Genomic DNA, 14,511 nt, shown 5'->3' with positions numbered 1-14,511 from the left:
AAAAATAAAGTGTCAATCTTACTCATAATTTGACTGCTTGGGAACCACCGATTATTTAATACAGTTTTAATTCAGGATTAATATATAGCGAATTAAAACAGCGGAGTCCCAAAATAACCATAATATCAAAAGGTTTCAGGCTGCCTGAAAACCAGTTATCCAGTTTTCAGGCAGCCTGAAAGATAAACGAGATTATACGTTTACTTTTTCTGCGACGTCATTGTATTCAGCGATTTCATTGAAATTCATGTAACGATAAATCTTGTCGCCATTTTCATTGATGATACCGATGTTGGCTTGATATTCTTCAACGGTTGGGATTTTACCCAATTTAGAGCAAATCGCCGCCAATTCAGCGGAACCTAAGAATACATTGGTGTTTTTGCCCAAACGATTCGGGAAGTTACGTGTTGAAGTAGACATCACGGTTGCGCCTTCATGAACTTGTGCTTGGTTGCCCATACATAACGAACAACCTGGCATTTCCATGCGTGCGCCCGCACGACCCAATACGCCATAATGCCCTTCATCGGATAATTGGTGCGCGTCCATTTTGGTGGGAGGTGCCACCCATAAACGCACAGGAATATCGGTTTTGCCTTCCAATAATTGAGAAGCCGCGCGGAAGTGTCCAATATTCGTCATGCATGAACCGATGAATACTTCGTCAATTTTGGTGCCTGATTTTTCAGACATAAAACACACATCATCAGGGTCATTTGGACACGCGATGATTGGCTCTTTGATGTCGTCCATGTTGATTTCAATCACGGCTGCATATTCAGCGTTTTTATCTGCCTCCAACAATTGTGGATTGGCAATCCAGTTTTCCATTGCTTTAATACGGCGTTCTAAGGTGCGTGCATCTTGGTAGCCGTTGGCAATCATGTTTTTCATTAACACGATATTGGATTTCATGTATTCAATAATTGGTTCTTGGTTTAATTTGACGGTACAACCTGCAGCCGAACGCTCTGCGGACGCGTCTGTCAATTCAAAGGCTTGTTCCACTTTCAAATTGGGTAAACCTTCAATTTCCAAAATGCGACCCGAGAAAATATTTTTCTTGCCTGCTTTGGCGACTGTCAATAAGCCTTGTTTGATGGCATACAATGGAATGGCATTGACCAAATCGCGCAAAGTTACACCAGCTTGCAGGCTGCCTGAAAAGCGTACCAACACAGACTCAGGCATATCCAAAGGCATAACGCCTGTTGCTGCTGCAAATGCCACCAAGCCAGAACCTGCGGGGAATGAAATGCCAATCGGGAAGCGCGTGTGTGAGTCGCCGCCTGTGCCTACCGTATCAGGCAACAACAACCGATTTAACCAAGAGTGAATCACGCCATCACCAGGACGCAACGATACGCCACCGCGAGTAGAAATAAATTCAGGCAGCTCTTTGTGGGTTTTCACGTCCACAGGTTTCGGATAAGCGGCAGTGTGGCAGAACGATTGCATCACCAAATCCGCCGAGAAACCCAAACAAGCCAAATCTTTCAATTCATCGCGTGTCATTGGGCCTGTGGTGTCTTGCGAGCCGACTGTTGTCATGCGTGGTTCGCAGTAAGTGCCAGGACGCACGCCTTGACCTTCAGGCAGCCCGCAAGCACGACCAACCATTTTTTGTGCCAACGTAAAACCAGCGTTGCTTTGGGCAGGGGCTTGCGGCAAACGGAATTTGTCAGATGCAGGTAAGCCCAACGCTTCGCGTGCTTTCGCTGTCAAACCGCGACCAATAATCAAGTTAATGCGACCACCAGCTTGAACCTCGTCCAATAATACTTGCGATTTCAATTCAAATTGCGCGATGGTTTCGCCATTTTTCACGATTTTGCCCTCGTATGGCAAAATATCCACCACGTCGCCCATTTTCAGGTTGCTGACATCTACTTCAATTGGCAATGCGCCGCTATCTTCTTGTGTATTAAAGAAAATCGGTGCGATTTTGCCACCCAAGCACACGCCGCCAAAACGTTTATTGGGTACAAATGGAATGTCTTCGCCTGTATGCCAAATAACTGAATTAGTTGCAGATTTTCGTGATGAGCCCGTACCGACTACATCGCCCACGTAAGCCACCAAATGACCTTTGGCTTTCAATTCTTCTAACAATTTGATTGGACCAATTTCGCCTGGTTTATCAGGGGTAATGCCATCACGTGGATTTTTCAACATTGCCAAAGCGTGCAATGGAATATCGGGGCGCGACCATGCATCAGGTGCAGGCGATAAATCATCGGTATTGGTTTCGCCGTCTACTTTGAATACGGTAACGGTAATTTTTTCAGGAACAGCCTTGCGCGAAGTAAACCACTCTGCATCTGCCCAAGATTGCAACACTGCCTTAGCGTGTGTGTTGCCCTTGTCGGCTTTTTCTTTCACATCGTGGAAAGAATCAAACATCAACAAAGTATGTTTCAAACCCTCTGCCGCAATCGGTGCCAATTTTTCGTTATCCAACAATTCAATCAAAGGATGAATGTTGTAACCACCGAGCATCGTGCCCAATAATTCTGTGGCTTTTTCGGGTGAAATCAATGGGCTTTGCGTTGAACCTTCGGCAATTGCCGCCAAAAAAGATGCTTTCACTTTCGCGGCATCGTCCACGCCAGCAGGCACTCGGTGCGTTAATAATTCCACTAAAAACTCGCCTTCACCAGCAGGCGGATTTTTCAATAATTCAGCCAAATCAGCCATTTGCTGTGCAGTTAATGGCAAAGCTGGGATACCTTGTGCAGCGCGTTCGGCTGCGGCTTTACGGTAGGCTTCTAACATATCTTTGTTCCTTCTGTTTGGGTCAATCTGTTTTTCTTGTGAAATGGTTTCAGGCTGCCTGAAACTCTATGTAGTCAATAAAGACATCGCAATCATAACTGAATTTTACAAAATTTGGCAAGGACTACACGCCTAACATCACCACACCATTTATGTGGATTCTTTCGCTTCAAAAGTTTCAGGCAGCCTAAATAATCAAATAGGCTGCCTGAAATAAATTAATAATTAAGCTAATTTTCTGTTTTTATTAAATTTAAATTTACGCAAGGTAAAAAATTGATGACGACCAATTTTCACGCTTTTCACGGCGCGTGGTGCTGGGCGTACACCGTTTGATGAGAAAAATAATGAACCGCGTGTAGTATCATGACGTTTACCAGATTTGTATTGGCGATACAATTTACTGGCTAAATTGTGAATGCGTTTGTCGCGCTTGGTGGCGTGGTAAACGCGTTTTTTGCGCAATTTGTGGTTATTAACCCATTGAAATTGACCACGTTCACGAATCACGCCACACACGGTACGTGGATAAATCCCAGAACTCATGCGGTTAAAAATCACATTGGCCACAGCCACTTGACCTTGATACGGTTCGCCTGCGGCTTCATAAAAAATCGCTTGTCCCATGCAACCAATTTCGGTGTTTTGGTACGCTTTGGCTTTGGCGGCTTGGGCTGGCGACACCATAATCAATGATAAAAATAACATTAACGCTAAATAAAAACAGTGTTTCATACTGGTGAACCACATTAAATCATGTTCCTTATATTTTGTAGACAATTAAATTGAGTAATAAGTTAATAAATTTTCAGGCAGCCCGTTTTAGAGCTGCCTGAACCATAATTACAACAAATGATGGCGCGAATTCTAAAAGTAAATCTTTTCTAAGTCAAGCATTTCTGTTTTCAGGCTGCCTGAAACACGGTAAAATGCGCGTTTTCTCTTTACCAAAAGGTTAAATTATGTTCCAACATTCAGCCGATGATTTACGCCTGTTGGCGGCGCAAACATTACAACTGGCGCGCGAAAAAGGCGCGACTGCTGCCGAAACCGATATCAGTGAATCACTCGGTCAAGGTGTGCAAATTCGTTTACAAGAAATTGATCAAATTGAATTCCAACAAGACAAATCTTTAGATGTAACCGTGTATGTGGGGCAGCGCAAAGGTCGTGCCAGCACGGCGGATTTTTCGGAACGCGCTTTGCGTGAGACGGTTCAGGCAGCTGTGGATATTGCGCGTTATACGGCGGAAGATGAATTCGCGGGTTTGGCTGATGTCCATTTGATGGCAACTCATTGTCCTGATTTGGATAAATATCACGAATGGGCATTGTCCACAGAAGCGGCGATTGAATTGGCGAAAAATTGCGAACAAGCAGGTTTGGCGAGTGATGCGCGTATTCAAAATTCTGATGGCGCAGGCGTGCAAACCTCTCATTTTCAATATGTTTATGCCAATACACATGATTTTTTGCAACATCAATGCGGTACGCGTCATGCGATTTCGTGCAGCTTGGTGGCATCGGACGCGCAGGGCATGGAACGCGATTATTGGTATGATGTTTCTTGTGATTTCAAGCAATTAGAAAGCGCAGAAAGCATCGGGCAACGCGCCGCCGAGCGTGTGGTGCGGCGTTTGGGGGCGCGCAGTGTGCCGACTGGCAGCTATCCGATTGTGTTTGATGCGACTGTTTCAGGCAGCCTGATAAATCATGTGGTGGGTGGTTTGAGTGGTGGTGCGTTGTATCGGGAAAACAGCTTTTTATTAAACAGCTTAGGCAAACAAATTTTGCCTGATTTTGTGAATTTGCGTGAAGAGCCACATTTGGCGCACACATTGGGCAGCACTTATTTTGATGGCGAGGGCGTGGCGACTCAACCGCGTTTTGTGATTGAAAAGGGTATGGTACAAGGTTATTTTTTGAGTAGCTACAGCGCGAGGAAATTGGGTATGCAGACCACTGCTAACGCTGGTGGTGCGCATAATTTATTTTTAAATCATACGCATGAGTCTCAAGCCGATTTGTTGCGCGACATGGGGACGGGTTTACTGATTACCGAATTGATGGGGCAGGGCGTGAATATGTTGACGGGTGATTATTCGCGTGGCGCGGCTGGTTTTTGGGTGGAAAATGGTGTGGTGGCGTACCCTGTTTCGGAGATTACCATTGCGGGGCGTTTGCAAGATATGTTATTTAATATTAAAGGAATTTCAAATGACGCATTGTGCCGAAATGCCAGCAAAATCGGTTCAATTTGGGTAGATGAAATGACGGTAGCGGGCACATAAATGGGGCGCAAACAATGAATCAAATTCACAAAAATATTTTCAACTAATTATTTTTTAGGATTATTATGAAAAAATGGCTTTTAAATGTTGTGTTTTTATGTTTGGCAACCAGTATTCAGGCTGCCCCAAAAGCAACTGAAGCAGAAACCCACGCCTATCGCGTTACCATGAAAGAAGCCGGCGACGCTTTGAAAAATCATCAAGCCAAAGCTGCATTTAACAAAATTTTGCCCGTAGCGAAAAAAGGTTTCGTGGAAGCGCAATACGTTATTGCCACCATGTACCACGATGGCGAAGGCACAACCCAAGATTTAGCCGCCGCCAAAAAATGGTACGAAGCCGCCGCCAATCAATCCGAAAATCCAGAAGTCGCCACTTTAGCGCGTGAAGGTTTGGAAGAGTTGAAATAATGTGTTTCAGGCTGCTTTTTGTATCAGGCAGCCTGAATATTAATTCATACCGTTCTGTTTGGCTTCCAATACTTCCCACCGCTCCAATTTTTCCAACAACAGCATTTCAATTTCTTCGCTACGACTTTGCAGGCTGCCTGCTTTTTCGTAGTCTTTGAATATTTCTGGGTTGGATAATTGCTCGGTTAACGCGGTTTGTTCGGCTTCCAACGCGGCGATTTCCTCGGGCAATGCATCCAGTTCACGTTGTTCTTTGTACGACAATTTGACGGTGCGATTGGCTTTCGGTTTTTCCTTAACCACTTCATCAACAAAAACATTTTTCGGCGTCTTGGCAGCCTGCAATTTTTCTTCGCGGCGTTTCGCGTCCATGTAATCTTCGTAGCCACCAATGTATTCTTTCAGGCAGCCATTTCCTTCAAAAACAATGGATTGTGTAATCACATTATCCAAAAACATACGGTCGTGCGATACCAAAAAAACCGTGCCAGCATAATCACGCAATAATTCTTCTAATAATTCTTGCGTTTCAATATCCAAATCGTTGGTTGGTTCGTCCAGCACCAAGATATTGGCAGGGCGCGTGAAAAGTTTAGCTAATAACAATCGGTTACGTTCGCCACCCGACAACGATGAAACAGGCGATTGCGCTCGTGCAGGGTGAAACAGAAAATCTTCCAAATAACTCATGACGTGCTTTTTCTTGCCGCCGACTTCTACAAAATCATTGCCTTGCCCGAGTGTGTAAAATACGGTGTCATTTTCGTTGAGTTGGCTGCGAAATTGGTCAAAATACGCTACTTCTTGCTTGCTACCCAAACGGATTTTGCCGTAAGTGGGCTGTAATTCACCCAAAATCAGCTTTAAAAACGTGGTTTTACCGATGCCATTTGCGCCAATCAAGCCGATTTTGTCGCCACGCTGAATAATCGTAGAAAATTGATTCATAATGACTTTATCGCCATAAGCAAAACTGGCGTGTTCCAATTCTGCAATGATTTTGCCGCTTCTTTCGCCGGTGTTGAGTTTGAAATTGACTTGCCCCACACGTTCGCGTCGTGCAGCGCGTTGGCGGCGCAATTCCTCTAAACGGCGCACGCGCCCTTCGTTACGGGTTCGTCGCGCTTCAATGCCTTTGCGAATCCACGCTTCTTCTTGGGCATGAAATTTGTCAAACAAGCGATTGTGTTCCGCTTCTACCGCCAATTCTTGGGCTTTTTTCTCGCTGTATTGGGAAAAGCTGCCGTCGTACGAACGCAATACGCCACGGTCTAACTCCACAATCCGATTAGAAATATTGTCCAAAAAACGGCGGTCGTGCGTAATCACCACCATGCTGCCTGAAAATGCACGCAACAAATTTTCCAGCCAAATAATCGCGTTAATATCCAAATGGTTAGTCGGTTCGTCCAGCAACAAAATATCGGGTTTTTGCACCCACGCTTGCGCCAAAGCCACGCGTTTTTTCTGTCCACCCGACAAATTGCCAATTAATTCGTTTTCAGGCAGCCCCAATTCGCTAATCGTTTGGCGGATTGCCGCATCAAACTGCCAGCCGTCTTGCGATTCAATTTCATTTTGTAACTCATTGAGTTGGCGAATCAAATCATCAGAATGCTGCGTTTCCAGCGCGTGGCTAACTTGATGATAACGGCGCAACACATCGCGCAGGCTACCCAAACCTTCTGACACCACCTCAAATACGCTTGTTTCATCGTCAAATACGCTCTCTTGCGGCACATACACAATTTTTAAGCCATTTTGGATAATCAGCTGTCCATCGTCCAATTTTTGCACGCCCGCCAAAATTTTTAAAAAAGACGATTTGCCCACGCCATTGCGCCCAATCAAACCGACTTTTTCGCCTTGATTGAGTTGGAAACTGGTTTTGTCTAAAAGCGGAACATGCCCAACCGCGAAACTCGCGTTTTCTACTGCCAATATAGTCATAATAAAAATTTCTCAATAAAAATAGTTAGATAATTTCTCAGGCAGCCTGAAAAATAGCCAACAAATTAATTTTAAATAATAAATTAAAAATTATTTTATGGTATTTTGAATTTAAATGAATTGCTGACGTTCTTATTTTTTGGATCAAATCGAATACCATGCGACCATCCGCTTAGCTGCTTCCACGCATTTATCTAATTCGTCCACTAAAGCAATTCGCACAAATCCTTGTCCAGGATTACCGTTTGGCGTGTCTCGCGCAAAAAATCGTCCTGGCAAAACCTGTACTGCAGTCGCACGATACAATTCTTGTGTGAATTTTAAATCATCGCCATCGGGAATCCGTAACCAAATGTAAAAAGACGCATCAGGCAAATTGACATCAAATTTTTGGCGCAAAATGGGTAGCACGTGTTCAAATTTTGCTTGATATTGAGCGCGGTTGTCGGCAACGTGTTGTTCATCATTCCATGCGGCAATGCTGGCGCGTTGCACAGGCAAACTCATTGCGCTGCCATGATACGTCCGATACAACAAAAATTCTTTCAGCAATTTGGCATCGCCAGCCACAAAACCCGAGCGCAATCCCGGTACATTGGAGCGTTTAGATAAACTGGTAAACATCACGATTTTATCCAAACCGCGCCCACATTCCGCCGCCGCTTGCAGGCAGCCTAAAGGTTTTTTGCCATCAAAATAAATTTCCGAATAACATTCGTCTGATGCAATCACAAAACCATATTTGTCTTGTAAATCAAATAATTTTTGCCAATCTTCACGTTGCAACACGCTGCCTGTTGGGTTGTCGGGCGAACACACAAACACCAGTCGACAACGCGCCCAATCATCAGGCGACACACTATCCCAATCAGGCAGAAAACGCGGTGCAATGGTATTGGCAAATACGATTTGACCACCAGCTAAAAAAGTCGCCCCCTCATAAATTTGATAAAACGGATTGGGGCTGATGATGATGGGATTTTCTTGTTGATTTAGAATAACTTGTACAAATGAGAACAGTGCTTCACGGCTGCCCAGTACGGGCAAAATTTCGGTATCTGGATTCAGCGTCAAACCATCATAGCGGCGTTTGAGCCAGTTTGCACATGCTTGGCGCAATTCAGGCAGCCCTGCCGTAAGCGGGTATTTGGACAATTCATCCAATGATTGAATCAGCGCATTTTTGATGATGGCTGGCGTAGGGTGTTTGGGTTCGCCGATGTAGAGCGGAATTTCATGCAAATTGTCTGGGGGCGTGATGCCTTGCATGGCTTCACGCAGTCGGGCGAAAGGATAGGGTTTGAGTTGTTGTAAATGTGGATTCATTATTTAATCCTTTGAATTTTATTGTGAATTATTTTTCAGGCTGCCTTGAATGATTTTCGTTGCAAAACGGCAGCAAAAAAACCATCTGTATGATGCGTTGCGGTATTAAGTTGCAAGTATTTTCCTGTATTCAAATCAATTTTTTGCGCGGCAAGCAATTGACTACAATCCAACAATTCAAATTCAGGATTATGTGTCAAAAAGTGTTCTACTTGATGCTGATTTTCTTCGGGCAAGACGCTGCAAGTAGCATAAACCAAACGTCCACCACTTGCCACCAAAGCTGAGGCAGCCTGAAGAATATTTTGTTGCTGTTGAATTAATTTCGCAATGGTTTCAGGGGATTGGCGGTATTTTAAATCGGGGTTGCGGCGCAACGTTCCCAAGCCCGAACACGGTGCGTCCACTAACACACGGTCGGCTTTACCGTGCAAACGAGTGATACGAGGGTCGTTTTCGCTACTGATTTTTTCTGGGTGAATATTGGTCAAACCTGCACGCGTCATGCGTGGTTTTAGGTTGGCAAGGCGTTTTTCGGCGATATCAAAGGCGTAAATTCGTCCTTTATTTGCCATTTGCGCGCCGATAGCAAGTGTTTTGCCACCTGCACCCGCGCAAAAATCCACCACAATTTCACCACGTTTTGCGCCTACCAGTTGTGCCAAAAGTTGGCTGCCTTCATCTTGCACTTCCAGCGTGCCATTTAAGAATAATTCGTGTTTGTTGAGAGCAGGTTTGTCGGGGAAACGAATGCCGTGTGGTGCGAATGGTGTAGCGATGGCTTGAGGAAATTCGGTTTGTAGTTGAGCAAGGACCTTGTCGCGTTTGCCATTGAGTGTGTTCACGCGTACATCTAGCGGTGCAGGTTGTGCCACGCTGCGTCCAAATTGTAAAATTTCTTCTTCATTAAAATTTTGTTTTAATTGATTAATTAACCATTCTGGTAATTCACTGGCGGTATTCAGGCTGCCTGAAAATTCGCTTTTGCGTGCTTTGAGATTGCTTAAAAATTCTTTTTCGTTGTCGTCTTCGTTCAGCAAATCTTCTAGCTGAGAAATATTGAAACTGCGCCCCAACACCAGTGCAGCAAGAGCGGTTTTGCGCGATTGCACATACGGACGGCGCAACACAGCCACAATTTTTTCGTAATGACGCAACGCTGCAAATGCGGTTTCTGCGATTTCATGGCGATCGTTGCGTCCAAGTTTTTTCTGTTCGCGCAAGTAGTTGGACAATACAACATCGGCTGGTTGGTCAAAGGTCAGCATTGTGGCGAGAACATTGGCGGTGTGATTGAGTTGATGAAGATTCATGAATTTCCCTGAAAATAACCATTAAAAGACAATTTTAACGCAAGCAGCCTGAAAATCAAAAAGCGATTTGACGAAAACTTCATCAAATCGCTTTGGTTGATTCACATGATTAACTCATATTTGCTAATAATGCTTTGGCTTTTGCCGCCATGTTTTCATCGCCTTCTTCGGTTAATTCGCGTAACATGCGACGTGCTTCATCTTCATCACCAATTTCAATGTACATTTTGGCTAAATCCAATTTTCCTTCTAATGTATCGCCGCCACTCACCGTACCTGATACAAAACCAATGTCTGCACCACTGTCAGTATCGGCTAATTCAGGCAGCTCAAAATCGGAGAATTCGCCAAGTTCTTCCAAATCTTCATGATTTGGCGCGCCAAAATCCAAAGAATCTACGTCATCTGGCACAGACAAATTGGCTAATTCGGTTTCTGTAGGTAAGTCAAAATTGGACAAATCAAAAGCCATGTCGTTGTCATCTGGTTGTGCCAGTGCATTAGATTCATCTTGGTGTTCTGCTGCCAATGTATCAAATGCAGACAAATCAAAAGCCATGCTGTCCACATCAAGTACGGGTTCATCTTCCACAATATCTGTTGATACAGCAGGTGTTTCAAATGTCAATCCGTCTAATTCCGACAAAGAATTCAGGCTGTCTAATTCGTCATTAGACAAGGCATCAGAAGATGAATGCATATCATCATTTAATGTATCCAAATCCGCCAGCGCATCATCAAACATAGAATCCATATTTTCGCCACTATCCAAATTATCCAAATCAGATAATGAGTTCAGGCTTTCTATTTCGGCATCAGACACAATGGGTTTGTTGATGGCAGCAACTGGCTTGTCTTCAAAATCACTTAACACATCAACCAACAAATGATCCATTTCATCGTTGACAGGAGTGGGCTGTGGTTTGATGGCAGATTCAAAAGCTGACAATTGGTCAAAATCAGACAATGAGTTCAGGCTGTCTAATTCGGCATCGGATACCAATTCATCATGTGGCTGATGATTTGGCGTGTCCAAATCTAGACCGGATAAGGTATCTGCAAATAGGGCATCAATGTCATCGTCATTGGTTGGTTGTTGAACGGGTGTGGTGGCAAAATCGGTATCAAAGCTACTGAAATCGCTTAAAGAATTCAGGCTGTCTAATTCATTTGCAGATAAATCATCTGATGCTTTATTTTCTTCTACCAATGAATCGAGTGAATCCAACGCACCAGCGAACATCGCATCAATATCGTCCAATTCTGTGGCGGGTGATTTGGTTTTTTTGCTGGCAAATGCAGATAATTCATCATCTAAGCTGTTCAATGCGTCTAAATCGGCATTGCGTGATGTTTTTTTGCTTGGTGCTAAATCGGTATCAATTTCAGCCAATTTATCGGCAAACATCGCATCAATATCGTCCAATTCTGCGGCAGGTGATTTGGTTTTTTTGCTGGCAAATGCAGATAATTCATCATCTAAGCTGTTCAATGCATCTAAGTCGGCATTGCGTGATGTTTTTTTGCTTGGTGTTAAATCGGCATCAATTTCAGCCAATTTATCGGCAAACATCGCATCAATATCATCCAATTCTGCGGCAGGTGATTTGGTTTTTTTGCTGGCAAATGCAGATAATTCATCATCTAAGCTGTTCAATGCATCTATGTCGGCATTGCGTGATGTTTTTTTGCTTGGTGCTAAATCGGTATCAATTTCAGCCAATTTATCGGCAAACATCGCATCAATATCGTCCAATTCAGCGGCAGGTGATTTGGTTTTTTTGCTGGCAAATGCAGATAATTCATCATCTAAGCTGTTCAATGCATCTAAATCAGCATTGCGTGATGTTTTTTTGCTTGGTGTTAAATCGGCATCAATTTCTGCTAATTTATCCGCAAACATGGCATCAAAATCATCTTCATCAGATGAAGATGTTGCTTCTTTTTCCAAATTATCGATATCTGCCAACATAGCATCAAATTCATCTGCCATTGGTTGAGATTTTGGTGCAGCAGCGAAATAATCGTCATCATCATTGAATGCACTAAATGCGTTATCATCATGCGTTGTCGTTTGATGCGTTTCAGCGTTATCATAATGGCTGTCTAATGACCACTCGGTTTCGTTGTTTGTCGTGTTTTTATTGTCGTCTAAATACCAATCATTATTTGAATCAGATGATTGATTTTTAGAGTCATGATTAAATGATGATGTTTCGGATTCAAAATCATCTTTAAAATCATCTAAGTTAAACTCGTCATTTGGTGCAGAGTGGTTAACATTTTCTGTTGCGAAGAAAACACCATCATCATCATCGTCAGGTAAAGCTTCAAACTCTTTGGAAAAATCGTTTTCTTTATCTAAATCAAAATCATGTTCATCTTCAAATTCAGATGCAGCGGCGGTTGATGCTGTAGTAACTGCGGTAGCGGCAGCAGCTTTTTTACCCAAACTGATTTTTTTGGACTTTTTAGATTTCTTTGTTGGTTTTTCTTCTACAACCAAGACATCGCCGTCATCATCGGCTTCAGATTCTGTGGTGCGACGACGGCGCAAATAATACGCCAATCCTCCCAATAAACCAGCCACACCAACTGCACCTGCACCATATACAACCCAATCAATTTCTTCTTCGGCTGGAATATCTACAGGCATTTCGGGGGCGGCTTGTGGGTCTGCATTAACTGTGATTGGTTCGGGTGCGCTGGCACGCGATGCCGCCACAACAGACGCTGCCTGAACACCCGATGCCGCTACGGTCTGGGTATTTTTGGCAGCTTTATTTGCAGGTTGTGATGCTGCTGTGGTTTTGGCTGTTGTGGTATTTTTATTTGTGGCTGATGCAGTTTGATTGTCTGCAACAGGTTGAGCATTGGGTTGTGCAGGGCTGGCAATATTTTTAGCATTGGCAGGTGGCGTGGCTGCTGGTTGCGTTGGTTGTGTTACGGGTTGCGCAGTTGGCGTAACAGGTTTAGCAGGCTGTGTGGGTGCTGCTGGTGCAGTATTTTCTACGGCTGCCTGATTAATGGGTTGCGTATTATCCACAGGCAATGATGCTCGTGGTGCTGTTTGGCGTGCAGGACGATTCGCAGGTGCATGATATTGTGCGCGTTCTGCGTAAGAATACCATTGTGCTGGCGTGGGAATGTACAAAGTGGTACTGTGTTGTACTGTGCTACCACGTTTGAATACGCTTGGATTTGCCATTGCCAAAGCACGCGCTGCTGTTTGCGTACTCATATTACGTGGACGATAACGATTGGCAATATTAATTAAAGTTTCCCCCGCCTTGGCATGATAACGGCGTGGTGAAACAGCCAATTTCCCCGATTTTTGTACGGATTGTGCCTGTTTGGTTGTTACTGCTGCATCATTGGCATCATTGGATTGTGCAGTTTGGTTATTTTTATGCGCAGACTTAGTGGATTTGCGTGTGGTTGAGTTATTATCATCAACAGGCAAAGTGTTTTCTTGAACATCAGAACGTTTTGCTGTATTGCGTTCAATGAAATCACGCTCACCAGATTCGGTGTTGGCTGACTGACGAGTTTTGTTTTTAGTTGGTTTGGTTGGTTTTTCAACGTGTTGTGGGGCAGGTTGTGGCGTGTAGTTAGCTGGATTTAACATTGCCGTGTATTCACGCGTTTGACGACCCGCACTTACCGTGAAAGTAATAATGGGTTCACGAATAGGAGAAGAAGAACGCAACCGTACCACCACATTGCCATTACCTTGTGGCGTTACGCTGCCACGAATGCCGCTACCAGACACACTGACATTACGGCTGGCTTGCAAAGCGGCCGCTTCTTCTCCCGTAACCACGATGCTGCCTGAAAAAGGCTGACCCAAATGCGACTGAACACTTAAGCCGCCAATACCTGCCCACGCACCAAAGGAGCTGGTTAATGCTAATGAAGTTGCGATAATCTTAATATTGGTTTTCAAAATTCTTCTCCCATCAAAGCAGCCAAATTTTGCTCTGCCAGACGTTTGTTAGATACAATAAATTCAAATTAGGCATAATGATAGCGTTTTATTAGGGAAAATGCCAAGTAAAACCCATCAATTATTTAACTATTTTTAACGCTACTGTTTCACATTTGCCTAATTTGTTTTTTCAGGCAGCCTGAAACCTTTGCAATACTCTATCTTTATGGCATTTTTTTCGCGATGTTTTTCTAATGCTTGAAAATATTTCAATATTATTGGCGCGTTATGTGATGCGACTGCATTTATGGTGCTTTAAATTCAAATTACGGTCGTTTAAAGTAAGAATCTGTGTTCATTATCTTAAATAGCTTGTTTTTGTTGTCTCTTCACGCGCCTACTGCGTTGGCTTAAAAAGCAGCTTAGTATTCGCAAAACAAAAATTGTCAATAAAATCAAATTATCAATCTTACCAATACAGGTTCTAAATGACAGTTTCAACATTTTGCATGAAA

The 14,511-nt window shown here is 43.7% G+C and carries 8 protein-coding genes; 2 read left to right on the top strand and 6 right to left on the bottom strand.

The genetic code is table 11. The features are described 5' to 3' along the window. Positions 1-192 precede the first annotated feature (192 nt). Both acnB and BWP33_RS10315 read right to left on the bottom strand, forming a co-directional pair. Complete coding sequence (acnB, locus tag BWP33_RS10320; protein WP_002641374.1) at positions 193-2,778, bottom strand: bifunctional aconitate hydratase 2/2-methylisocitrate dehydratase; 2,586 nt, start codon at positions 2,776-2,778, stop codon at positions 193-195. 225 nt (positions 2,779-3,003) lie between these two features. Beyond that, positions 3,004-3,528 (bottom strand): cell wall hydrolase, encoded by a 525-nt coding sequence (locus tag BWP33_RS10315; RefSeq protein ID WP_002641375.1) that lies wholly within the window; start codon positions 3,526-3,528, stop codon positions 3,004-3,006. 209 nt (positions 3,529-3,737) lie between these two features. Here BWP33_RS10315 and pmbA point away from each other — a divergent pair, with 209 nt between their 5' ends. Further along, a complete protein-coding gene (gene pmbA, locus BWP33_RS10310; RefSeq protein WP_040628690.1) occupies positions 3,738-5,069 on the top strand; it encodes a metalloprotease PmbA in 1,332 nt (443 codons plus the stop codon). 65 nt (positions 5,070-5,134) lie between these two features. After that, positions 5,135-5,479: an SEL1-like repeat protein gene (locus tag BWP33_RS10305; protein ID WP_002641377.1), complete on the top strand. Its 345-nt coding sequence runs from the start codon at positions 5,135-5,137 to the stop codon at positions 5,477-5,479. A gap of 39 nt (positions 5,480-5,518) precedes the next feature. Here the strand turns inward: BWP33_RS10305 and BWP33_RS10300 are convergent, their stop codons facing one another. From BWP33_RS10300 to BWP33_RS10285, 4 genes are all read right to left on the bottom strand, one after another. After that, a complete protein-coding gene (locus BWP33_RS10300) occupies positions 5,519-7,429 on the bottom strand; it encodes an ATP-binding cassette domain-containing protein (protein ID WP_002641378.1) in 1,911 nt (636 codons plus the stop codon). Between the two features lie 144 nt (positions 7,430-7,573). After that, complete coding sequence (gene dapC, locus BWP33_RS10295; RefSeq protein WP_002641379.1) at positions 7,574-8,755, bottom strand: succinyldiaminopimelate transaminase; 1,182 nt, start codon at positions 8,753-8,755, stop codon at positions 7,574-7,576. Positions 8,756-8,790: 35 nt separating this feature from the next. Beyond that, a complete protein-coding gene (locus tag BWP33_RS10290) occupies positions 8,791-10,068 on the bottom strand; it encodes an RsmB/NOP family class I SAM-dependent RNA methyltransferase (RefSeq protein ID WP_002641380.1) in 1,278 nt (425 codons plus the stop codon). A 109-nt stretch (positions 10,069-10,177) separates the two neighbouring features. Further along, positions 10,178-14,014 carry a FimV/HubP family polar landmark protein gene (locus tag BWP33_RS10285; protein ID WP_104930396.1) on the bottom strand — a complete coding sequence of 1,279 codons (3,837 nt, stop codon included), beginning with the start codon at positions 14,012-14,014 and terminating at the stop codon, positions 10,178-10,180. Positions 14,015-14,511: the final 497 nt, after the last annotated feature.

The sequence above is a fragment of the Simonsiella muelleri ATCC 29453 genome, from assembly GCF_002951835.1.
Taxonomy (GTDB): Bacteria; Pseudomonadota; Gammaproteobacteria; order Burkholderiales; family Neisseriaceae; genus Simonsiella; species Simonsiella muelleri.
Note: the sequence above shows the minus strand (reverse complement) of the source record. Positions and strands in the feature narration are given on the sequence as shown.